Origin of the sequence: Tropicimonas sediminicola (assembly GCF_900188335.1) — a bacterium.
Taxonomy (GTDB): Bacteria; Pseudomonadota; Alphaproteobacteria; order Rhodobacterales; family Rhodobacteraceae; genus Tropicimonas; species Tropicimonas sediminicola.
In genome coordinates, this window is sequence record NZ_FZOY01000002.1 from 471,928 (window position 1) to 494,023 (window position 22,096).

17 protein-coding genes are annotated in these 22,096 nt (G+C 65.8%); 6 read left to right on the plus strand and 11 right to left on the minus strand.

Annotated features, from left to right (window positions below):
* Positions 1–17: 17 nt before the first annotated feature.
* The 6 genes from manD to CHB86_RS06575 form a co-directional block, all read right to left on the minus strand.
* Entirely contained in the window at positions 18–1,244 is a 1,227-nt protein-coding gene (gene manD / locus CHB86_RS06550; RefSeq protein WP_089232201.1) for a D-mannonate dehydratase ManD, read from the minus strand.
* Between the two features lie 74 nt (positions 1,245–1,318).
* Positions 1,319–2,509 carry a Gfo/Idh/MocA family protein gene (locus tag CHB86_RS06555; RefSeq protein ID WP_089232202.1) on the minus strand — a complete coding sequence of 397 codons (1,191 nt, stop codon included), beginning with the start codon at positions 2,507–2,509 and terminating at the stop codon, positions 1,319–1,321.
* An 80-nt stretch (positions 2,510–2,589) separates the two neighbouring features.
* A complete protein-coding gene (locus CHB86_RS06560) occupies positions 2,590–4,146 on the minus strand; it encodes an extracellular solute-binding protein (protein WP_089232203.1) in 1,557 nt (518 codons plus the stop codon).
* Between the two features lie 79 nt (positions 4,147–4,225).
* Entirely contained in the window at positions 4,226–4,993 is a 768-nt protein-coding gene (locus CHB86_RS06565; protein ID WP_176442792.1) for a GntR family transcriptional regulator, read from the minus strand.
* 370 nt (positions 4,994–5,363) lie between these two features.
* Positions 5,364–6,584, minus strand: coding sequence for an AGE family epimerase/isomerase (locus CHB86_RS06570; protein ID WP_089232205.1), 1,221 nt, complete (start codon positions 6,582–6,584; stop codon positions 5,364–5,366).
* 128 nt (positions 6,585–6,712) lie between these two features.
* Positions 6,713–8,692, minus strand: a complete 1,980-nt coding sequence (locus CHB86_RS06575) for a heavy metal translocating P-type ATPase (RefSeq protein WP_089232206.1) — start codon at positions 8,690–8,692, stop codon at positions 6,713–6,715.
* A gap of 732 nt (positions 8,693–9,424) precedes the next feature.
* Between CHB86_RS06575 and CHB86_RS06580 the strand changes: the two genes are divergently transcribed.
* On the plus strand, positions 9,425–9,898 hold the full coding sequence (locus tag CHB86_RS06580) for a heme-degrading domain-containing protein (RefSeq protein ID WP_245837783.1): 474 nt from the start codon (positions 9,425–9,427) through the stop codon (positions 9,896–9,898).
* 16 nt (positions 9,899–9,914) lie between these two features.
* Here the strand turns inward: CHB86_RS06580 and CHB86_RS06585 are convergent, their stop codons facing one another.
* From CHB86_RS06585 to CHB86_RS06595, 3 genes are all read right to left on the minus strand, one after another.
* Positions 9,915–10,184: a hypothetical protein gene (locus tag CHB86_RS06585; RefSeq protein WP_089232208.1), complete on the minus strand. Its 270-nt coding sequence runs from the start codon at positions 10,182–10,184 to the stop codon at positions 9,915–9,917.
* Between the two features lie 134 nt (positions 10,185–10,318).
* Positions 10,319–12,334, minus strand: coding sequence for a S8/S53 family peptidase (locus tag CHB86_RS06590; protein WP_089232209.1), 2,016 nt, complete (start codon positions 12,332–12,334; stop codon positions 10,319–10,321).
* The gene (locus tag CHB86_RS06595) at positions 12,322–13,437 is read right to left on the minus strand and encodes a phosphatase PAP2 family protein (RefSeq protein WP_141134835.1); all 1,116 of its coding nucleotides are present in this window, start codon (positions 13,435–13,437) and stop codon (positions 12,322–12,324) included. The genes CHB86_RS06590 and CHB86_RS06595 overlap by 13 nt, the downstream gene beginning before the upstream one ends.
* Positions 13,438–13,596: 159 nt before the next feature.
* Here CHB86_RS06595 and CHB86_RS06600 point away from each other — a divergent pair, with 159 nt between their 5' ends.
* Together CHB86_RS06600 and CHB86_RS06605 are read left to right on the plus strand one after the other, a co-directional pair.
* Positions 13,597–15,219, plus strand: coding sequence for an AfsR/SARP family transcriptional regulator (locus tag CHB86_RS06600; RefSeq protein WP_089232211.1), 1,623 nt, complete (start codon positions 13,597–13,599; stop codon positions 15,217–15,219).
* Positions 15,220–15,290: 71 nt separating this feature from the next.
* Positions 15,291–15,782, plus strand: a complete 492-nt coding sequence (locus CHB86_RS06605) for a hypothetical protein (RefSeq protein ID WP_089232212.1) — start codon at positions 15,291–15,293, stop codon at positions 15,780–15,782.
* A gap of 171 nt (positions 15,783–15,953) precedes the next feature.
* Here CHB86_RS06605 and CHB86_RS06610 read toward each other — a convergent pair whose 3' ends face one another.
* Positions 15,954–18,560: a hypothetical protein gene (locus tag CHB86_RS06610; RefSeq protein ID WP_089232213.1), complete on the minus strand. Its 2,607-nt coding sequence runs from the start codon at positions 18,558–18,560 to the stop codon at positions 15,954–15,956.
* A gap of 401 nt (positions 18,561–18,961) precedes the next feature.
* Positions 18,962–19,516: a TetR/AcrR family transcriptional regulator gene (locus tag CHB86_RS06615; protein ID WP_245837785.1), complete on the minus strand. Its 555-nt coding sequence runs from the start codon at positions 19,514–19,516 to the stop codon at positions 18,962–18,964.
* A 257-nt stretch (positions 19,517–19,773) separates the two neighbouring features.
* On the opposite strand from CHB86_RS06615, the gene CHB86_RS06620 reads away from it, so the two are divergent.
* From CHB86_RS06620 to yghU, 3 genes are read left to right on the plus strand one after another with little or no spacing between them, the layout of a single operon-like run.
* Positions 19,774–20,328 carry a carboxymuconolactone decarboxylase family protein gene (locus CHB86_RS06620; RefSeq protein ID WP_089232215.1) on the plus strand — a complete coding sequence of 185 codons (555 nt, stop codon included), beginning with the start codon at positions 19,774–19,776 and terminating at the stop codon, positions 20,326–20,328.
* Between the two features lie 52 nt (positions 20,329–20,380).
* Entirely contained in the window at positions 20,381–21,043 is a 663-nt protein-coding gene (locus CHB86_RS06625) for a DsbA family oxidoreductase (protein ID WP_089232216.1), read from the plus strand.
* A 17-nt stretch (positions 21,044–21,060) separates the two neighbouring features.
* Positions 21,061–21,936, plus strand: a complete 876-nt coding sequence (gene yghU / locus CHB86_RS06630; RefSeq protein WP_089232217.1) for a glutathione-dependent disulfide-bond oxidoreductase — start codon at positions 21,061–21,063, stop codon at positions 21,934–21,936.
* The last annotated feature ends 160 nt before the right edge of the window (positions 21,937–22,096 follow it).

Here is a 22,096-nt window from a genome sequence, read left to right on the forward strand (position 1 = left end):
CGCTCCCCTCGACGGCCTCAGTAGTTCCAGAGCGTTCCGTCTTCGAGACGGGCGACAGGCAGGCTTCCGGGCGTGTAGCTGTAGCGGGCCGCTTCCCTCTCGTCGAAATCGATCCCGAGACCCGGCGTGTCGCTGACATGGAACAGACCGTCCTTGAGGTAATGCTCCGAGGGGAAGAGCGCGTCGCACTCCGGCGTGCCCAGCACCAGGTATTCCTGGATGCCGAAATTCGGCGCCCAGACATTGAGATGCGCCTGCGCCGCCATGCAGATCGGCGAATGGCTCGGGGCGCCGTGAAAACCGGTGCGTACGTGATGCATCGCCGCCAGATCGACGATGCGCCGGGCGTGGGTGATGCCGCCGACATGGCTCACGGCCACGCGGATGAAGTCGATCAACTCGTTCTCGATCAGCTTGTTGCAATCCCAGATCGAGTTGAACACCTCGCCGATGGCGATCGGCACCGTGGAATGCTGCCGCAGCAGGCGCAGCGCGTCCTGATCGTCGGCCGGTGTCGGGTCTTCCAGCCAGTAGAGCCGTACCGGCTCTACCGCCTTGGCGAACTCCGCCGCCTCGCGCGGCAGCAGGCGGTGGTGCACGTCGTGCAGGATCTTGAGGTCGGGGCCGAAACGGTCGCGGATCTCGGCAAGCGCGCCGGGCATGTAGCGCATGTAGAGATCGGTGTCCCAGATCTCTTCCTTCGGGATGATGCCGCTGAAATCGGTGATGTAGTTGCGGTTCTGCCCCTTGCCCTCTGAGACGCCGTAGCTGGCGCTCGGCATGCCCGGCACGCCGCATTGCACGCGCACGGCCTTGTAGCCCTGCTCGACGTAATAGGAGATCGAGTCCATCAGGTCCTCGAGATCGGAGCCGGTGGCATGGGCATAGACCAGCGCCCCCTCCCGGCTCTTGCCGCCGAAGAGCTGGTAGAGCGGCAGCCCCGCGATCTTGGCCTTGATATCCCAGAGCGCCATGTCGACGGCAGCAAAGACGGTCATCGCCAGCGGGCCGCGCCGAAAATAGGCCCCGCGGTAGAAAAACTGCCAGATGTCCTCGCTGTTGCGCGGATCCTTCCCGATCAGGTTCGGGACGATGTAGTCCTGCAAGTAGGCCGCCGTCAGGGTCTCGCGCCCGTTGATCGTCGCATCGCCGAGGCCGTGGATGCCCTGGTCCGTCTCGACCTTGAGCGTGACGTAGTTCTTGCCGGGCCCGCCGACGAACACTTTTGCACCGGTAATCTTCATGGGGCGACCTCTGTCTTGTCTGTTGGCGGGGCGCCGCGCGCCGGTGCGCGGCGGCCCCTTGATACCGGCCTCGCTCAACCCAGCGAGGACACGTCCGTCCAGTTGCCGTTCTTCCGGATCAGGTCGATCAGTTGCTGGTACTGGCTGCCTTCCTGAAAGGTCGGATAGGGCTCCACGGCCTCGCCGCGGATGTCGTTGACGAATTCCCGCGCCAGGTAGTGCCAGCACTGCTCGGTCTCGCCCTTCACGTCGGGGATGCTGGCGGCGATGTCCTGCGGCAGAGGCACCTCGTTCCAGCTCTTGTCGGCGCCGTAAAGGTAGAGCTGGCCGCTGCCGTAATGCCCCTTGATGTAGATCGCGCCCTTGGTGCCGTAGAACACGATGTGATCCTCGTGGAACCGAGGCACCAGCCCGCCGTGCTTGAAGAGCACCGAGACGGGCTGCTTCGCGAAGGGGCTCTCGAGCTGCGCGAGCACCGTGTAGGACCATTCGACATTGCTCTCGCCCCACTTGAGCGAGGGGTCGTTCAGGTCCTTGGGGATGAAGTTCCGCCGGGTGGCGAAGTTGTGCACGCCCTCGACGATCGGCGCGCGGCCCAGGTCGTCCCGCACCTCGCCGATGATCGACAGGATCTTGTCGCCGACGACGGAGGTCGCGATCGACAGGGTGTGCGTGAAGTTGTTGTTGAGCCGGCCGCCGCCATCCTCCTTGCGGTGGGACCAGCCAAAGGGGATCTCCCGCTCGAGGTTGAAATGCGAGATGCACTCGATCTCGGTCGGCTCGCCGATCGCCCCCTCGGCGACCAGGCGCTTCGCGTGCAGGACGGAGGGAGAATAGCGGAAGCTCGCGGCATAGGCCGTCTTGACGCCCTTGTCCCTGGCCAGTTCGAAGAGCTCCACCGCGGTCTCGCCGCTCTCGGTCATCGGCTTGTCGACGAAAACGTGGCAGCCGGCGTCCAGCGCCTGCTTGATCGGCTCGTAATGGGCGCCGCCCGGCGTCGCGATGGAGACGATGTCGGGCTTGCAGGTCTCCAGCGCCTCCTGCCAGTCGGTGCCGCCGAATGGGATGCCCATCTTCCCGGTCACCTCGGAGACCACATGCGGAGTGCGGCCGACCATTCCCACGACCTCGACGCCCGCACCGCGGAAGGCATCGGCATGGCCTTGCCCGGCAAAGCCGGTTCCGGAGACGAGGACAGTCAGTTTCCGCTTGCCTGCGTCTCCGGATTTGCTGGGCGTGGCGTCATTCGTGGCGGTGGGAGACATGTGAAATTCCTTGGATCGTGTGTTTCGAACGAACGGAGTGGCGCTCCCGCCGCCATGAGGCGGAAGCGCCAGGGTTGGCGTCAGCCGCCGTACTGGCGGGTGTAGGCGGATTGCATGACCTCGAGCACGTCGCCCATGCCCATGCGATCGAGCTGGGCGAGGTAATCGTCCCACTCGGCTTCGACATCGGAGGCGCCGAGGATCCAGGCCTGCTGCTTCTCGAGCATGTAGGTCTGGGCGGCGGAGTAGTACTTGTCGTAGACCTTCTGCTCTTCCTCGTTGAAGGCGACGCCGAGGAAGTCCTCGATCAGGTAATCGCCGGCCTCGTAGAGCGCGATGCCTTCGAGCGCCTTCTCGTTGGTCCACTGGATCTCGTAGCGATAGTCCTGGTAGTAGCCGCGCGCGGCGAGCTGCCCGCCGATCTCGTAGAGCTGCGAGTTGATCGGCCGGCCGTTGCTCAGGAACTCCTCCTTGAACACCGGTTCGCCGTCGATCACGTCATAGGTGAGCCCCTCGACGCCGAAGTTGACCATCTCGCGGCCCTTGCCGCCGAACCAGAAGTCGAAATACTTGATGGTCTCGACCGGGTGATCGTTGGTGGCGCTGATCGCCCAGCCGTCCGGCTTGACCGGAATGCGGCGGTGCTCTTCCATCTGCACGCCCGAGATCGAGGCCGGCGGCACGAAGGCGCGGAAATCGAAGCCCGGCACCTTCTCCTGGAGGACGTCGTTATAGCCGGCGGTGGAGGCGAACCAGTCATGGGTCGAGCCGCCGAGGTCCTCGGACAGCAGGTATTCCCGCGAGGAGGAGCCGCGGGTGAACACCTCGGCGTCGATCAGCCCCTCGGAATACCACTTGGCGAGATTCTTGATGCCTTCGCGATACCCTTCGCCCATGTAGGGATGCCGGATCTGGCCATCGTCGACATAGAAGTCGTGGTAGGTGTCCGAGCCGGAGGAACGGCCGTCCCACAGCGTCACGAGGCGGATCAGCTCTTCCCACTGGCGGGCAAAAAAGGGCACTTCGTCCTTCTGGCCGTTGCCGTTCGGATCCTGGTTCCGGAAGGCGGTCAGAACCTCGTAGAACTCGTCGACCGTGCCGGGCACCTCGAGGCCGAGCTTGTCCAGCCAGTCGTAGCGGATGAAATAGCCCCGGCCGAACTTCCCGTCCGGGGTATAGGGCAGATAGTAGATGTTGCCGTCCGCCGCGGTGATCGCCGACTTGATCTTTGGGTTCGCCTCGAACAGCGCCTTGACGTTGGGCGCGTGCTCCTCGATCAGGTCGTTGAGCGGCACGAACGCGCCCTGCGGGCCGTACTGGTTCACGAAATCCTTGATCAGGTGGGAGCCGACGATGTCGGGCAGCTTGCCGGTCGCCAGCAGCAGGTTCATTGCCTCTTCGCTGTTGGTCGAGTTCGAGCCGACCGTGGCGTTCTTGAGGTGGATGCCGGTGACCTCGCGGGCCTTCTGTTCGATCGGCCAGTCTTCCTCGTAATTTGTGTAGAGGTAATGGTGCAGGTGCACTGTCAGCTCCAGCGGCTCATCGACGATCCGGAGGTCGTCATTGGCCCAGGCCGCCGAGACGTTGCAGAGCGCCGATGTCGTCAGCGCAAGGGCCGTGAGTGTCGAAAATCGCATGGATTCCTCCCTGGGGTTGTCTGCGATGTTGAACGTCGTTCCTTTGCTTCGGCCGGCGGCACCGCCGCGGCCGGAGCTGTCAATCGTCGTCGGGCGCCTCGATGGTCCCGAGCATTGCCTTGTCCCGGAACAGCACGCTGATCTGCTGCTCCAGGTCGCCGATATGCGCATTGAGCGCCGCCGCCGCGCGGTCCGGGTCCTGCGCCCGGATCGCCTCGACGATCGCGGTGTGCTCCGCGAGGATCTTCGGCCCGTTGACGACGCCGTGCAGCCGCCGCACATGGCGGGCGCGGTTCACGTCGAACTGGGTACGGCGCGCCGTGGTCCAGGCATCCCCGAACCCCGCCATCTCGAAGAGCTGGAAATGAAACGCCTCGTCGAGTCTGTAGAGGCTCTCGTAGTCCTCGTTGGCGACGGCCTTGGCCTGCTGCGCCAGCATCCTGTCGAGGAATTTCATCCCCTGCTTCAAGTTCGGCGAGCACGCTGCCGCACGGACCGCGCCAAGCTCGAGCTGACGCCGGATGAAACAGGCCGTCCGGTAGCGCTTCACCGAGATTTTCGTCACGTATGTCCCGCTTTGCGGAACAATCTTTACAAGTCTGATCTCGTCCAGCCGGATCATCGCCTCGCGCACGGGCGTCTTGCTGGCCGAGAGCGCTGCCGCGATCTCCTTCTCCGAGAGCCGTTGCCCCGGCCGCAGCTTCACCGAGACGATCAGGTCGCGCAGGATGTCGAACACCTGAAAAGTGATATTCTTTTCAGGGTCCAGGCGGATGCCCACAAGCAGTTCCGAAATCGTCGGGGTCGGCTCCGGCAGCGTCGACAGCTTTTCCGCTCGCTCCTGCACAACGCCCTCCCCGCGTTTCATCCCAATGTCGGGATCGGCTGGTTCCAAAAACCGCCCCTCCTCCTTGCGCAAACTGATATATCAATTCTGGGGGATGAGAAAGACAAATTTTGACATTTCGCAGCCGGCATCGCGAGAGGTGTAAAAGGCGCCGCCAAACTGGGAGTCCGATGGGGCGCAGCAGGATTCAAAGCGATTTGAAACGGCGGTTCGCGACGGCCGGCTGCCGCCCGAAATCACCCGGCTCGAACGATGGGGTCCGAAAGACGAAGGCGGCACGGCCAGGCCGCCCCGATAGACGACGGGCAGAAGCGACTCAGCGCCCTGCCCGCCCCTGAAGATCTGCCCGGTCGAAACCGGCGATGTCCCGTCAGCCGGCGGCGCGGCCGCTGGAGGTCAGCGGCCAAAGGCCGGCCGATGCGCCCTCGGCGACGAAGATCCCGACGTGGTACAGCAGGCGCGACAGCCCCGCGTCCCAAGTGACATTGCCCTGCGCATCGAACTGGTTGACCCAGGACGGCTGATCGCCGGGCGCGAAGTACCGGCCGAAGATCACGTCGGCAATTTCCCGCGCCTTCTGGCCGGCGGCCGCGTCGCCGGTATCGCGCGCCAGGGCGGCGAAATACTTCCCGGCCTCGGTCAGCGGCCACAGGAGGTGCGTCGCCTCCGTCACCTGCCCGTCGGCGGACAGCGCATCGAACAGCGCCCCGGCCATCGGCCCTTCAACCTGCCAGCCATGCGCGGCAGCAAAATCGGCCATCGGGCCGACGAAGCGTCGGGCGTCCTCGTCGCCGGTGAGGTCGACATGGCGCATCAGCAGCCAGGCCCATTCGTACTGGTGCCCCGGCTCCCGGCGGTTGCCATCGGCGGTGTCGATCGGCACGAGGTCATGGCCCACGAATTCCCGCACCGCCCCGGTGGCCGGATCGAAGAAGAAGCGCTCGCCCGCCCGCACCAGAGCCCGCGCCCGGTCGGCCCATACCGGATCGCCGGTCAGTTCCAGGCACTGGAGCACGGCCTCCAGCATGTGCATGTGCGGGTTCTGCGCGCGCAGATCGCCGGGCTGCGCGCCTGCGGCGGCCATGCGGTCGTTTTCCCAGAGCGCGGCATTGGCCGTATCGGTCAGCGAGGTCTCGATGAAGGACCAGCAAAGCTCGATCTCTTCTTCGGATACGGCCTCGGGATCGGCTCGTCGCAAGGTGACCAGTGCCAGCAGCACGAAGGTCTGGTCATAGGTCCGACGCGTGGTCGCCTCGATGCTGTCGATCCGCGAGCCGTCGGGATTGACGGCAAAGACGCAGCCGCCGTCTGGATCCCGCAGATAGCGGGTGATAAAGCCGTTGATCCGGCGCGCGGCATCGATCAGCCGCGGCTGCCCGCCGAGATAGCCCAGCTGCGCGAGAAAGAACGCCGTGCGCGCCTGCGCCAGCGTGGTCGACGGCCCGCCCTTGTCGGGGAGTTCCTCCACCACCGGCGCCGGACCCTCTCCCGCGGGCAAGGCGATATCCAGCCAGGCCGGCAGGAAAACGTCGGTAAAGCTGGCCGCACGCGCGGCGCCGTCTACGGTTGCAGGGCTTTCCCGGGTGGGCATCGTGTCATCCTCCGTGGATCGGTGCGCAGCCGGGCAAACCCGCCCGGGCGCGCGTCTGCCCTATGCCAAGCGTCTCTGTCAGGCAAGAATGAGCCGGCGCTCCGACCAGCGCGCCACGCGGACGTGGATCAGCACCGGGCCGTTGCTGGCTGCGCTCCCGCGGCGGTGCGTGCGGCAAGTTGCCCGGGTCCTCCGGAATCCTCCGGATTGCGGATCGGGTCGGCCAGAAGGCGCAATCCGTTGAGCACCACCAGCACCGTGCCGCCCTCGTGCCCGATCACCGCGATCGGCAGCGGCAGGTGGAAAAACAGCCCGGCAGTGACCAGCGTCACCATCGCCCCGGTCGCGAAGATCAGGTTCTGCCGGATGATCCGTGCAGCCCGCTGCGCGAGCCGGTGCGCCGCCGCCAGCCGCCGCAGGTCTTCCGACAGCAGCGCCACGTCAGCCGCCTGCAGTGCGACCTCGGAGCCCGCAGCGCCCATCGCGATCCCAACGTCGGCACGCGCCAGCGCGGCAGCATCGTTCACCCCGTCGCCGATGAAGGCCACCCGGTCGCGGCTGGCGAAGTCAGCGACCAGCGCCACCTTGTCCTCGGGGCGCAGACCGGCGTGGATCGCTTCCGGCGCGATGCCCAGTTCCGACCCCACGCGGTCCGCCACCGCCTGCCGGTCCCCGGTCAGCATGGCGATCTGCGTGACGCCCCGCGCGCGCAGCGCGGCAAGGCCCGCGCGCGCGGTCTGGCGCGGCTGGTCCTCCACCGTGGCAACCCCGAGGATCCGCGCGCCCCGCCCCATCAGCACCAGGGTCATCGGCGTGTCGTGCAGCGCGGCGAGGAAGGCCGGGCAATCCATCGGCGCGCTGTGCCGGGCCATGCGCCGCGCCAGCCGTTCGTTGCCCGCCCATATCATGCCCTCGGCATCGACGCCGACCATGCCCTCCCCCGGCACGGCCTTTGCCTCGCGCACCTCGACGGGCTCGATCTGCCGCTCCTCCGCGGCGCGCCGGATGGCATCTGCGACGGGGTGCTCGGAATGGGCCTCGAGCCCGGCGAGACGCGCCAGCAGTTCGGTCTCGTCGCCGTCGCTGTGAATGCCCGTGAGTTCCTGCCGCCCGGTGGTGAGCGTGCCCGTCTTGTCGAAGGCGAAGGTCGAGACCGACGCCAGCGTCTCCAGCGCCGCCCCGCCCTTGAACAGCACCCCGCCCCGCGCCGAGGCCGACAACGCCGAGAGGATCGCCGCGGGCACCGAGATCACGATGGCACAGGGGCTGGCTGCGACCAGCAGCGTCGCTGCACGGTAGAGCGCCTCGTTCCAGCCGTTTCCGAGCGCGAGGAACACAAGGAAGGCCAGCACCGATCCGCTCAGCACGGCAATGGTGTAGCGCTGTCCGAACCAGTCGGAGAATTTCTCGGAGGGCGCCCGTGCGGCCTGTGCCTCGGTCACCAGCGCGATCATCCGGGCCACGGTGCTTTCTCCCAGCGCCCGGTCGACCCGCACCGCGAGCACGCCGTTCTGGTTCACCGTCGCTTCGAAGACCTGCGCACCGGCCGCCTTGCGGACCGGGACGGACTCGCCGGTGATGGTGGATTCGTCGATCTCGCCCTCGCCCTCGATAATGGCCCCATCGACCGGCACCCGCGCGCCAGGCCGCAGGATCACCACGTCGCCGGGCACGAGATCCTCCACCGGGACCTCCTCCGTTCCGGTGGCCGTGCGGCGAAGGGCCCTGTCGGGCCGCAGTTCCATCAGCGACTCGATGGCCCGCCGCGCACGCCCCATCGCGCGCTCTTCCAGAGTCGTGGACAGGCTGAAGAGCGCGAGCAGCACGCCACCCTCGAACGCCGCCCCGACGAGCGCCGCGGCGAGCGCCGCGACCACCATCAGCAGGTCGATGTCGAGCTCGTGCTCCTTCCAGAGCGCGGCAAGCGCCCGCAGCCCTGCCGGAACCCCGCCCGCCGCGTAGACAACCAGAAGCGCGAGGCTTCCGAGGACACCCGCCCAGGCCAGTTCCGACGGCAGCGCCCAATGCGCAATGGCCGCGACGAGCATCCCGGCAAGCGTCAGCCCGGTCAGAACCATCGGCCTGAGGTCTTCGTCGATCCTGAACATCCTGGCGATCCTTCGCTGTCGCACAGTCCGGGCTTGGCGACCCCGCGCGCCCAGACTACCCGCAGATGCAGCGGGCTCAAAACCGGACTAGCCTGCGGCCCGGCGGCCGGCCATCGGACATTTTGACGGGGTGAGCGGTCAGGAAACCTGAATGCGGGCTCGTCACGACCGTGACTTCGCTTCCGCCCGAATTGACCGCACCGGCTTTCGGATATCGGAGAGGTCTCGGACTGCGGCTCCGGTAAAGGCAACGGCAGGCTCCAATCGAAGACCGGTCACCCGACAGGCACCACAAACGAAAAGGTCCCGGCCAACGCGATGGGGAATGCGTGGCCGGGACCGCTACTCGGGAACAACAATGTAATCTTCCGGGGGTAACAGATTTACTCGTAACGGGGTGTGTGCGTGTCAGTGAAATCAACCTAACAGTGCCTGCGTGATCGGCCCGTGAGCCTGCCGTCTCACGGCACGGAATCTTCGAAATCAGGGGTGGATGCGGGCACAATAAGCCGAGATCTGGGGAATCATCCCAACCCGCTAAACGCGGCACTTCCGCCGGGGGCCTTCTCAAGTGAGTCGCCGGCGGGCATGGTGGGTTTTGACCCGCCCCCGAGGCGCGCCGGCGGGGTGCAGACCGGACGAAAACCGCCGATCACGGGCGGTCGGCCGGAGACGAGAATCGAAACGGAAATGCCAAAACGCCCATGGCCTCCATGTACAGGACGACCGATCATGCCCACCCCTTCCAAGGCTCCCACGATGGAACAGCTTGAACTCCAGGAAGCGACGCTCGTGTTCGAGGCGTTCGACGAGGTCACCGCGCTGGATCTTGGCTCCGCGCTCGTCGCGGCCGCGCAGGCTGAAGCGGCGGCCGTGGTGATCGACATCCGCACCCCGGACCGGACGCTGTTCCACGCGGCCCTGCCGGGGAGCGCCCCGGACAACGACCACTGGGCACGGCGCAAGAGCAATACCGTGCTCCGCAAGCATCGCTCTTCAATGCTGGTGGGGATGCGGAACGCCGCCAAGGGCAACGTGGTCGGCGCGTCGCTCGGCCTCGACCCCATGGACTTCGCCGACCATGGCGGCAGCTTTCCGATTCGCGTGAAGGGAGTGGGTGTGATCGGCGCGGTCACCGTCTCCGGTCTGGCCTCCGAGGATGACCACGCGATGATCGTCGGCGTGCTGGAGAAAATGCTCGCCTAGCAGGTCGTGTGCGGGCTCAGACGTCGAACCGGGCGCTGACCGAGTCGACGTCGAATTCGAGGCAATCGCGCGGGTCGGAGAAGATGTCGAGAAACTCGAGACGGCGGCCCGGAGACCGGCGCGAGCGGAGCAATTCGACCGCCGTCTTGTCCGCGAAGACAATGGTCGCAACCCCGCGACGCTGCGGGAGGACAAAAGAGCCCGGGCCGAAACCGGTCTGGCTGTTGGCAAGAAAAGCGAGCAGGTCCGATCTGTCGGACGCGAATACCTTGATCACTCTGGTCATGGAATATCTCCCAGCATGTCGAGCAATGCGGTCTGGAAATGAAGCGCAGCGACACCATGACAGCCGCTGCGTGAATCATGCGTGATGCGGCTCTCACGCAAACGCAAGAACCTGAAGATATTCACAAATTCGTTTCAGAGACGCTTCACGGGCTCCGGGAAGGGAGATCGCATCCGGCCCGCGCCCGACTTGACGGTCATGCGGCCTGTCGGGAAGTCCGCCTGCGCCTCGTCCCTGCGTGCCTGCTCGGCCAGCAGCTCGCTTCCGGAAGTATCGGTCTCGCCCCTCAGGCGCGCGAGCGCGATGAACCGGACGGCCTGGGGCGCCGCGAAGCTCGTGCCTCGCATCGCCACGACCGACCCGTCGGCAGAGCCCGCCGCGAGCCGCCCGTAGATCGCCGCCCCGTCGTCGGTCGGGAGCGCCGCCGTCGGCGCGCTGCGCCCATCGTTCGGCAGCGGCACACCTGCGCCGGTGGAGGAATACGGCGCCTCGCGGCCGTCGTTCAGCCGGTAGCCGCCGAGGCAGGCAACCTCCTTGCTCGACGCGGTGGCGTTGATCGTACCGTGTCGCAGCACGACCGGCGTGCCGGGCGGCGCCCCCGGAGGCGTGTTGACCGGCACCGGCTCGGTCGCGGCCGTGTCGAGCAGCCGCCCGGCTTCGTTGTAGCGGTGATAGTAGGGGCTGTCGAAATAGGCGCGGCGGCCCGCGGTGCTGCCGGGCAGGATCGCCTGATCGGTCTGGATGTTCAGGTCGATCTCCAGCCGGTGCGGGCCCAGGTTGCGCAGGTGGATTTTCCACGCGCCGGAGGGAGCGCAAGGACCGGTGTCACCCGGTCGGCTCGTCGGCGCGACGCAAACGAGGATACGGAAGAGCTGCTTGCCGTCCTGACGGTCGGCCGGGTCCATCCCGCAGTGGATCTCGGCCACCTCTCCCCAAAGCGACCGCGCATTCACGCGGGTCCGCCGCGGCTGCGGCGTCCCGCCGGGCGGCACGACATCGATCTCAAGCGGCGCATAGCGCGGATCGAGTCCCTCGACATCCGCCTCGAACAGGATCTCGACATAGCCGGAGGACTGGTCCCCCGGCTGGATGCGCAGCTCGAGTTCCGAGGCCTCGCCCGCGCCTTCCGGGCCGGGTGCGAGGCTGGCAACCGCGTGCATCCGCTCGAGGTTGTCATTGCCCGCAGGGGTCACGACGTCGATCGGCGCATAATCCGCCCGCCGCAGTTCAAGCAGTTGGCTGACCGCGCGCGCGAATATCCCCCTGCGATCCTTGATCCCGGCCTGACGCCCGAACGACAGGTTGACGACGAGCGGATAGCCGTAGGGGCCGTCGCCCGGCTCGGGGTGGTTCCGCAGCCAGATCGCATCGCTCAGGTCGACGATCCGGCGGAGCGCATGCACCATGTAATAGTCGAGGAACTCGCCCGACGCGCCGAAGGCGATCCGCGGCGGCAGGTTGACCGCGAGGACCCGGGTCTGGGCAATCGGATCCTGGTCGCCCTCTGGTCGGCATCCTGCCGCGACGTCCAGCACGTGCGCCCCGTGCGAATAGCGGCTGGCCAGCGCGCGGCGTGCGTATCGGTCCTTCATGTTGACCATCCCGGTGCGGCGGTCGAAAGCCGATTGATCGAGCCGGTTCTCCGGCCCGGACCGGTACTCGCTCAGATAGCGGTCGATATCGGCGGCGTAGAGTTCATGGCCGAACGGAAGGTAATCCGGCCCGTCCGGCAGCCCCATCTGCCAAGCGGCGGCGATACGCGTGTTGCCAGAGGCATCGCAGAGGCGGGTGTGGCCGAGCGGAATGTCGGCGTCGATCACCCCGACCATCACCGTGCCCTCCGGCACCACTGGCAGACGCTCCAGAGGCGGTAGCCAGTCGCCCTGCGCCTCGAGATGCGCCTTGAACCCGGCGTTCCAGGTGCCCGGCGGGGTCGGCGCGGTCAGGGCATTGCTCATTCTGAGGCGGGGCTCGACGGGTTTGCCGCGTGCACCGGGCAGGAGCGAGCGCAGCGGCACCACGTCGTGCATCCGGCCGGTCGGCTGGGGGTGCCCGCTGCCGCGTTCCATCCTGCTCCACCAGTCGTGATAGGGCGACTCGCCCGGCTCCCGCACCGGGCGCCACGCGCTCCAGCGGGTCACGACGGCCACTCGCTCTTGGCTTCCTTGAAGAGCTCGGCGATCAGCGGGATCTTCTCGACCTTTACCCCGCCACCTTCTTCGCATGCTTCGTCGAAGAAGGAATGGGCGAGCCATCTCAGGTCGAAATCCGCCTTGGCGTCGAGCTTGCACTGCCCCGGCCCCTTCCCGCCATAGCCGCGCGGACGCATGTGCCGCCCCTCGGCCGCGGCAAGGACCAGCTCGCCGATGGTGCAGCCGAGCACCGCGCCGGCCGCGGAATCCACCGGGTAGTGCACGCCGGCAATCGTCCGGTTCACCGCGATCCGGTATGCGGCGAGATAGGCCATGCGGGTCTGCACCGATCCCTTGTCGCCAATCAGCAACCGGTCCAGCACGGTCGCCAGCGCGAAGGCTTCTGTGGCGTGGCCGGAGGGGAAGCTCGAATGATCCGGCGTCTGGATGATCGGCTGGACCTTTTCGCTGCGCTCCACCGGCCGGGCCGCCCAGCAGAAATGCTTCACCTGCATTTCCAGCGCGATCGCAAGGGATTGGGTCAGCACCAGAAGGTCCAGCGTCGATTTCCGGGCGGTCTCGTTCAGATGGGTCAGCGTGCCGAAGAACGGCATGATCGTCGCCGTCTGGGCGACGATCTCCGGAATGCGGTCCGAGCGCAGGTCTGCGTAGTTGCGCAGGTAGCGCATCTGCTCCTCGAAATCCTTCTCTCCCGGTCGCCGGATCTCGAAGAGATCCGCCTCTCCGACCCGCAGCCTCGCGGCCCCCTTGGCGGGGTTGCTCACCGACAGCGGGCCGAGCATCTGGCCCAGCAGCACCTCGGCCCGCCGGCCGGGAGACAGGTAACTCAGGTCATTTCCCACCGAGGTCCGCGATGGCCTGGTCAGGCCGGAGCCCGTGTTCCAGTAGCCGGCCAGCGCGTCGTGCGATGTCGTCAGCGCGGAGGACAGAAGCGGCGAGGCCGCGCCCCCTGCTCCGCCGAAACCGCCGCCGAAACCACCTCCAAATCCGCCGCCGAAACCGCCCCCGAAGCCGCCGCCAAAACCTCCGCCGAAGCCGCCCCCGAAACCGCCTCCAAATCCGCCGCCGAAACCACCTCCGGCTGCCAACCCATTTGCCATGTCCAAACCCTCTGTCCCTCGAAATGCCGCCAGTGTGACCGACATCCCCCCTTGAACAAAGCACTTTTCAATTGACTCACGCTGACTTCACGGGCACCCGCGAAATCGTTAACGTAAGGACAGAGGGAGGCCAACGCGCCCCGGTCGGACGGATTAGCCATGACCACGGACCCGGAACTGACGATCCATCTATGCGGCCGATTCCGGGTCGAGACCCGGGCGGGCGAAGAAGTGACTCCTGTCGGACGCAAGGCCCAGGGGTTACTCGCGCTGCTGGCCACCGAGGCCCGCATGACCCGCACGCGCGTCTGGCTGCAGGACAAGCTCTGGGAGGGGGAAACCAAGTCCAGCCAGGCCAACCTGCGCCAGACACTGCGGACGCTGCGCCGGTCCTCCGAAGCCCTCGACGCGGCCTTGCTGACCGACCGGGTGAATGTCGGCCTCGACACCGGCCGGGTCACGGTGATCGACAGCGACGCGCCCGATGCCGAGTTCCTCGAGGGGCTCGATGTCGACAGCCCGGAGTTCAACGACTGGTTGACGCTGATGCGCAGCAAACGCCAGCCGACGGGCGCCGAGCCGACGCAGGCACCGCCCCCGCGCGCGCCGTCCGCCCCCCTCGCCCATCATCACCGCACGCAGCGGCAGATCGTGCTCCAGCTCGGCAGTGCGCAGGGCTCCGCGCTGCGGATGTTCGAGAAACAGTTCTGCGACCACTTCTCGAAGTCCCTGCGCGAGAACTTCGACATCGACGCGCATTTCGCGACGCCCAGTTCCGTCGAGCCCGATCTGCTCGTGGCCGAGGTCGAGGCCTTCTCGACGGGCAGCTCCGAAGAGCTGGGGCTGCGCATGTCGATCGTGGAGAGCGGCACGCATCGCGCCGTCTGGACCGACAGCGTGATCGCCCGCCAACCCGCCTCTCAAGGCGTCGTCGGCATCGCGCACATGGCGCTGAGCCACCGGGCGGTGGTCGCCGTGATGGGCCTGGTCTGCCGGTCCGCCCCGAACCGCCAGCACGACCACGATGCGGATGCGCTTGCCAACACCGCGTTGCGCAAGATGTTCACCATGCGGCGCAAGGATCTCGACGAGGCGAAGCGGCTCCTCCTCCGGGCGCGGGAGATCGAGGCCCGCGGCCTGTTCGACGCCTGGCTCGCGCAGCTCGAAGTGATCCGCTACGTGGAGTTCTGCGACGTCGACCGCGCGAAAACGGCAGAAGCCGTCCGGCGGCTCTGTGCGGACGCGCTCGCCGACGAGCCGACGAATTCCAACGTGCTCTGCTCGGTCGCCAATGCCCGGATGGCGCTGGAACGCGACGGTCAGGCGAGCCGCGAGCTCTCCAAGATCGCGGTCACGGCAAACCCATCGAACCCGCTCGCCTGGTGGTCCTGGTCGACCGCGCTGCTGTACACCGGCGACAGCGAGAAGGCCTATTCCGCCGCCAAGACGGCGCAGATGCTGTCTTACAACGCTTCTTTCCGCTTCTGGACGGAATTCCAGGTCGCCCTGACCGCCGCCGTCACCGGCAGGCTCGAGGAGGCCACGGCCCATCTCGAGACCTCACGGTCGCTGAACCCCGCGTTCCGGCCGCCGTTGCGGTATCTGATCGGGCTCTATTCGCTGGCCCATAACGAGGAAGCCACGCGCCGTTCGATCGAATTGCTGCGGTCGGTCGAGCCCGAATTCACCGTCAGGCGCCTGATCGAGGACGAGACATATCCGGTCTCGATGATGCGCAGCGCCGGGCTTTCCGACGCCGAGTTCCTCCGCGGCCTCGAGTAACCTCCTGCCGGATCACGCTGCACTAACGCTGGCCTTGTTTGACTGCACGACGCGATCGCAAGGAGTCATGCATGCCGTCTTTGGAGAATCTGACGCTCGCCCTTCTGGCGGAATCGATTGCCCTGGACCAGGGCGAGTCGAAAGTGGCGGGCAATACATGGCTGGAGGAGAGGCTTGGGCGCGAAATTCTCGCGAGTGCCATCAGCGAAGGACCAATCGAGGGGCTGATCGGCTCCGCGAGCCCGTCGCTCGACCCGTCGGCCCTCGGGCGGCAGGTCAGCGAGAGGCTGGTGAAGGCCTTCGCGGAGGACCTCCGAAGTCGCGAGGAGGCCGTTCCCGGCAACGGGTTTCTCGGGATCCCGCCCGAGGAGGTCTGCTCCAGCATCACGGCCTTTCTCACCATCGGCCTGGGGATCGGGCCTCGCGCCGCCTGTCCGGCCGGCGCACTGATCCTCAGGCGGCTGAACGATGCCAGCCCGGTGGACAAGGCGCCATCCGCTGACGGCCCTCAGCGCCCCGTCGCCGGCCCATCCTACAAGGCGGCAGCCGGTTGCCGCGATTGAAGCGGGAAATGAGGAACACGCTTTCGCTCGCCCAATCAGGGTGGAGGCGTCCGGATTACTCCACCCACGCCGTCCGAAAGCACGTTCCACGCGAAGGAACACCGGGCGATGCCCGGTGCTCCCGTTGGTCGCGCATGGAGCCATGGCCCATGCGGTGATGGCCTGACGCGCCTATGCGAAGTAGAAGGCGTCCGCATCAAGGTACTCGTCCACGCCGTACAGGGTGGCGATCTGCGTACCGTCGAAGCTCAACTCCAGATCCTGATCGACGATTTTCTGCGTCAGGTGGATGTTGTAATTGTCCGGATCGAGATCGAACCCGATCAGTCCAACCGCATCCCCCTCCTCGGCACCGAAGGCGTAGACCTCGTTGGCGCCGACCCCGGCGGCCGTCAGTTCGCCGTAGCCGAGAACCAGAAGGTCGGCCTCTCCATCGGCGGTCCCGGAACCGGCACCGCTGAGGTAGAACGCATTGCTTCCGGACCCCACGAGGGTGTCGCCGCTGGTGCTTCCGACGACATCGACGCCAGCAACCTCGATCGCAACTTCCTCATATTCCATGAGAAGTTCGGCATCGTAGAGGTTCACTGGCTTCATGTCCCCCTTGATGTAGAAGGCGACATCGAAGTCCTCGGTCATGTTGACGCCATTGGCCGAGACCTCTCCGGCACCGGTTATCCAGCCGGCGCTCAGGGTCATCGGAGACGTGCCGTTCCAGTCGAGCAGGTTCAGCACGGTCGTGGTGTCGACCCCGACCTCGTATTTCTCCTCGCCATTGGCAACCGGCGGGGCCTCGCTCGGATCCTGCGGGATGATCACGCTCGGCAGATCCTGGCCGAACTTGTCAGGCTGCAGCCGCCAGCGCGGACCGATGTCATACGCAGTCCCGTCCTCGGTCAGGTCGGCCATGAACGGCTCCCGATCCATTGTGGTGTACCAGGCTTCCGTGAAGCCGCCCAACAGGTCGGAAGAAAGCCCCCCGATCGTGTCGAGCATAGAGCCGTCAACGGCGTCGATCAGCGAGAAATCGCGAAGGATCGTGCCCATTGGCAGGAAGGTCCCGTCACCGGCATAGTAGTCGTTGATCGACACCCAGTTGCCGTTCGCATCCACCTCGTAGCTTGGCAGGATGCCGATGGCGGCCTCGTTCTCGAAGTCTTCCGGCCGGATCTGGTCGTTCGGGTTGTTGGTGACCGTGTGGTTCACCACCAGCTCGGCGGCCGTGATACGGAAAAGGACATCCGCGAAACCGTCACCGTCTGCGTCGGTCTGCCATTCATCCGGCAGGTCGAGCTTGGCATCGATCCGCATGTCGTTGGGCCGCTTGACCGCGTTGCCCCAGCGATAGAGCAGCTTGCCGTCGTCCTTCAGCGTGACCGAGTAGTCATCGCCGACCGCGATATCCTCGATGATCGAACTTTCGTTCGGCTTGAGAACATCCGCGAGGCCATAGGTGCCGAAACCGTTGAGGTTGCCGTCGTAGTAGTCGATGGTGCCGTCGTTTCCGATGTCCACGACAGCCACGTTCCGCGTTACGCCATCGATTTCCATATCGGTCATATAGGCGGCGTAGAGATCGTCCGTGCCGTCACGGTCGAAGTCCTTCCAGAGCTCCGTCGGCGCAGTGTAGCCACCGGCGTCCTCCAGCGCCCCGATCAGTTCCTTGACATAGAAGCCGTGCATGGCGTCATCGACCAGCGAACTGCTCGGATTGCCAGCCTCGTCCACCGGCATGCCGTCGTCACCGGTCCGATAGTCGACGATCCAGAGATCGTCATCGAGCTGATAGTAGCCGCTGGTGTCGCCCGGATAGGCCTGGTCGGACAGGATCGCCTGCATCACCGTGTAGTGCTCGGTGGATGCCTTGACGAAGTTGCCACCGATGCCTTCCAGCCAGGTTCCGAAACGCGCCGGCACCGAGAAGGTGACGGTGCGCGCGTTGGACACGGCGATGCCGCCATCCGCCAGCTCACCCACGAAGCCTTCGCCGAAGTCCCCGTCAAAGACCTTGGGCTGCGCGCCGATGAAATCGGTCACGTAGAAACCGAACTCGTTGTCGACCGCGTACATCTCAACGCCGGCCTTGGTCGTCATCGCCACGGAGTCGGACAGGCTTTCGGGCCGGGTTGCGAGCGTTTCGCCGCCCCAGCCGACCGTGATGTCGCCGACCTTGAAGGTGTAGCCAGCCTTGTACTGAACCGTTTCGGGATCCAGCAAGGGGACGTCCGGCGGCGTGGGTGCCGGGGCCGGCTTGTCAGAGATGCCGTCACCGTCGCCGGTGCCGTCCCCCTTTCCGTGACCGGGATTGCCGGCGTCGTCGGGCTTGTCGGGGATCCCGTCCCCGTCACCTTCTCCGTCGCCGTTCTTGTCGGGATTGCCGCCGGCACCGTAACCGTCGCCACCCCTGTCAGGGTTGCCGCCGGCACCGTAGCCGTCACCGCCCTTGTCGTTATTGCCGCCAGCGCCGTAGCCGTCACCGCCCTTGTCGGTATTGCCGCCAGTGCCGTAGCCGTCGCCGCCCTTGTCGGTATTGCCGCCAGCGCCGTAGCCGTCGCCGCCCTTGTCGGTATTTCCGCCAGCTCCGTAGCCGTCGCCTCCGGTTCCGGCTCCATCAGGCTTGCCGCCGACCCGGTCGGCGAGGTCGGAAACGACGCGCTCCCAAAGATCGGCCGCCCGGGCCGAGCCAGGGATGTTGGCTATGACCTCGGACAGTTGACCGGCCCTCGAAATGGCCGCCTTGGACGTCTTTGTGCCCGACGCCGCGAGGGATGCGGCCACGCTGTCCAGAACAGAGTCCAGATAAGATATATCCTGAGTGAGAGGTATGTCATACCTCGCCCCTTTGCGAGCCTCCGCCGTGCTCCAAGGCGTTTCCCAGGGAATGTCGCTAAGCGCGTCTTTCAGGTAATTTCTCTGCGATTTCTGGGCCATCTCTATCCCCCATAGTTAGAGATTCTGGTGATTAACCTGGCCAGACGCCAAGCTCTCCCTTCCCCGAGACGCCCAGCACAAATTATATATCTGATTTATTAAATTTTAGATGGAGCGTCGTTGACCGAGATCAAATCACGTGCAACGACCTTGTTTCCGAACACCGCCGTTGACCGGAGAATACCCGCCCGAGAGGACAGGCCCGTCTTCACGCAGGCTGAAGGAATTCACCGGACCCGGAACGAAGCTCAGGTCGAGACCTTGCGCAGCCGTTCGAATTCCTGTGCCATATCCTCGGCGAGGGCCGAGAGGTCGGCCTCGCCTGTGCCCTGATGCAGCTCGAAACGAAGCGCCATGATACAGGCCTGCAAGCGGCGCGCGAGCCGCTGGGGATCGGTATCCTCGGGAAGCTCACCCGCCGCGATTGCGCGCTCGAAGACCTCGGTCATCGCGTCCCGCATCCCTGAGAGGTATTCCCGCGATTTCTCGGCAATAGCCGGTTCGGTCGCGCGCGTGTCCACGAGGGTCTTCAAGAGCATGCACGCCTGCGCCCGGGGATGGTCCGTCGGGATATCGGCATAGCTCCGGAGATGCTGTGCAACCCCCTCAAGCGGCGAGCCGGCCTTGGCCATCTCCGCGGCAAACGCGCCTCGGGAGGTCTCGTAGTACCGGGCAAGCGCCTCAAGGAAGAGCCCCTCCTTGCTGGAGAAGGCAGCGTAGATGCTGCCGGGCTTCATGTTCAGCGCCGCTTCCAGATCCTTCAGCGACGTGGCGTGATAGCCCTTTTTCCAGAAAAGCGTCATCGCCGCCTCCAGGGCGGTCTCGCGATTGTATGGCAGAGCTCGTGTCATCACCCGGGAACATAAGAGGTTGCGCGGGCATTGTCCCGTCAGAGAGCGCGCGCAAGGCTCACGATTGAGTGAACGCTCAAATCGCGCATTGAGCAATCACTCAAAGACACCTAGTTGAGGGTCATCGAAGCGCGGACAGGGATCGCGGCGCACAGCCGGCGCAGTCCCGATCCGCTCACGCAAGTGCGGCCATACCGCAGGAGACCAGAATGACCGAGTACACACTCCACGACGAAACCACCGCGCCCGAGGCGTCGAAGCCGCTGCTGGCCGAGAGCCGCAAGAAGAACGGGCGCATCCCCGGCCTGCACGCCGCCATGGCCGAGGCGCCGGGCCTTCTGGCGACCTACAATTTCGCGCACGAGCAGTTCATGAGCTCCAGCTTCGACGCCGAGGAAAAGACCGTCGTCTGGCAGGCCATCAACGTCGAACAGAACTGCCATTACTGCGTGCCGGCGCACACCGCGATCGCCAAGATGATGAAGGTCGACGACGCGATCACCGAAGCGCTCCGCAACGAGACGCCGCTGCCGAGTGCGAAGCTCGAGGCCCTGCGCGATTTCACCCTCTCGGTCGTGCGCAACCGTGGCGATGTCGACGAAGCGGCCGTCCAGGCGTTCCTCGATGCCGGGTTCACGCAGCGGCAGGTCCTCGAGGTCGTTCTCGGGGTGGCGCAGAAGGTGATGTCAAACTACGTAAACCACCTTGTGGACACGCCGGTCGACGAGGTGTTCCAGAAATTCGAATGGAAGAAGGCGAGCTGATCGCCGAACAGGGTCCGGCCTCCGGGCCGGACCTGACCAAGGAGACGCGTCCATGACCGACACTTCCGAAACACTGCGGATCGACATCGTGTCCGACGTCGTCTGCCCCTGGTGCATCGTCGGCTACCGGCAGCTTGTCCGGGCGCTGGAGGCCACCGGCACCAAGCACGAGATCCATTGGCATCCGTTCGAACTGAACCCGCAGATGCCACCCGAAGGCCAGAACCTGCGCGAGCACATCGCGGAAAAGTACGGCGCATCGCCGGAGGAATCCGAACGCAACCGCCAGCGGCTGGCCGAGATCGGCGCCGACCTCGGCTTTGCGTTCAACTACACCGACGACATGCGGATGCCGAACACATTCGACGCGCACCGGCTTCTGCACTGGGCCGACCTGCAAGGCAGCAAGCACGCCCTGAAACAGGCGCTCTTCGCGGCCTATTTCACGGACCGGCGGGACATCTCTGACCACGAGGTGCTGGCCGACATCGCGGCCGAGGTCGGGCTCGACCGGGCCAAGGCGCTGGAAGTGCTGACCGAGCAGCGTCATGCCTCCGACGTGCGCACCGAGCAGAATTTCTGGCTCCGGCAAGGCATCCGTGGCGTTCCGGCCATGGTTTTCGACCGTCGGCACCTCGTGACTGGCGCGCAGGGCTTAGACGGTTACATCGACATACTGAACCAGCTCGCACAAATGCGGGCAGAGACTCACTGAGCAGGAGAAGCTACCCCATGACCGGGAACGACACCTACCAACCGCCTGCCGTCTGGACCTGGGATGCCGAGAACGGCGGCGAATGGGCCAGCACGAACCGGCCGATCGCCGGGGCGACCCACGACGCGGAACTGCCGCGCGGCAAGCATCCGCTGCAGCTCTATTCGCAGGGCACGCCCAACGGTCAGAAGGTGACGATCCTGCTCGAGGAGCTTCTGGCGCTCGGCGAGACCGGGGCCGAATACGACGCCCACCTGATCCGCATCGGCAAGGGCGACCAGTTCTCCTCCGGCTTCGTGGAACTGAACCCGAATTCCAAGATCCCCGCCCTGCTCGACGCGGAAACCGGTCTTCGGGTGTTCGAGTCCGGTGCGATCCTGCTCTACCTCGCGGAGAAGTTCGGGCATTTCCTGCCCACGGATCTCGCGGCTCGCACCGAGGTGATGAACTGGCTGTTCTGGCTGCAAGGGTCGGCGCCATACCTCGGCGGCGGCTTCGGGCACTTCTATGCCTATGCGCCCGAGAAATTCGAGTATCCGATCAACCGATACACGATGGAAGCCAAGCGCCAGATGGACGTGCTGAACCGTGAACTGGCCGAGAACCGATTTCTTGGCGGCGACAATTATACCATCGCGGACATCGCGACCTGGCCCTGGTACGGGAACCTCGTCCTCGGCAATTCCTACAATGCCGGCGAATTCCTCGACGTCGAGAGCTACACCCACCTGCGCCGCTGGGCGAAAGAGATCCTGGCGCGTCCCGCCGTCCAGCGCGGCCGCATCGTCAACCGGCTCGCGGGCGACCCCTCCGAGCAACTGCACGAGCGCCACGACGCGTCCGACTTCGAACTGCGCACCCAGGACAAGCTGACCCGGGACCCTGCGGCCTAGGATCCTGCGCCCGCTGCAACGCACAGGTAACTCAACACACCCGCCCGAGGCGTCCAGTTGCGCCTCGGGCGTTCTTCGTGTGCCCCCCAGCATGCCGCAGGTGGTTTCCCTGCGAACGGCGGCCCATCCTGCCACCGTCCGCAGTGCCGCGCGGAGTGTG

What these genes read in the sequence shown, in the direction of transcription:
- CHB86_RS06570 (WP_089232205.1), bottom strand. Translation starts at nt 6,584, where the DNA reads ATGCCCACCCGGGAAAGCCCTGCAACCGTAGACGGCGCCGCGCGTGCG.
- CHB86_RS06595 (WP_141134835.1), bottom strand. Translation starts at nt 13,437, where the DNA reads ATGGCAAATGGGTTGGCAGCCGGAGGTGGTTTCGGCGGCGGATTTGGA.
- CHB86_RS06615 (WP_245837785.1), bottom strand. Translation starts at nt 19,516, where the DNA reads ATGACGCTTTTCTGGAAAAAGGGCTATCACGCCACGTCGCTGAAGGAT.
- CHB86_RS06555 (WP_089232202.1), bottom strand. Translation starts at nt 2,509, where the DNA reads ATGTCTCCCACCGCCACGAATGACGCCACGCCCAGCAAATCCGGAGAC.
- CHB86_RS06605 (WP_089232212.1), top strand. Translation starts at nt 15,291, where the DNA reads ATGCCGTCTTTGGAGAATCTGACGCTCGCCCTTCTGGCGGAATCGATT.
- CHB86_RS06620 (WP_089232215.1), top strand. Translation starts at nt 19,774, where the DNA reads ATGACCGAGTACACACTCCACGACGAAACCACCGCGCCCGAGGCGTCG.
- CHB86_RS06580 (WP_245837783.1), top strand. Translation starts at nt 9,425, where the DNA reads ATGCCCACCCCTTCCAAGGCTCCCACGATGGAACAGCTTGAACTCCAG.
- CHB86_RS06560 (WP_089232203.1), bottom strand. Translation starts at nt 4,146, where the DNA reads ATGCGATTTTCGACACTCACGGCCCTTGCGCTGACGACATCGGCGCTC.
- CHB86_RS06600 (WP_089232211.1), top strand. Translation starts at nt 13,597, where the DNA reads ATGACCACGGACCCGGAACTGACGATCCATCTATGCGGCCGATTCCGG.
- yghU (WP_089232217.1), top strand. Translation starts at nt 21,061, where the DNA reads ATGACCGGGAACGACACCTACCAACCGCCTGCCGTCTGGACCTGGGAT.
- CHB86_RS06625 (WP_089232216.1), top strand. Translation starts at nt 20,381, where the DNA reads ATGACCGACACTTCCGAAACACTGCGGATCGACATCGTGTCCGACGTC.
- CHB86_RS06585 (WP_089232208.1), bottom strand. Translation starts at nt 10,184, where the DNA reads ATGACCAGAGTGATCAAGGTATTCGCGTCCGACAGATCGGACCTGCTC.
- CHB86_RS06575 (WP_089232206.1), bottom strand. Translation starts at nt 8,692, where the DNA reads ATGTTCAGGATCGACGAAGACCTCAGGCCGATGGTTCTGACCGGGCTG.
- manD (WP_089232201.1), bottom strand. Translation starts at nt 1,244, where the DNA reads ATGAAGATTACCGGTGCAAAAGTGTTCGTCGGCGGGCCCGGCAAGAAC.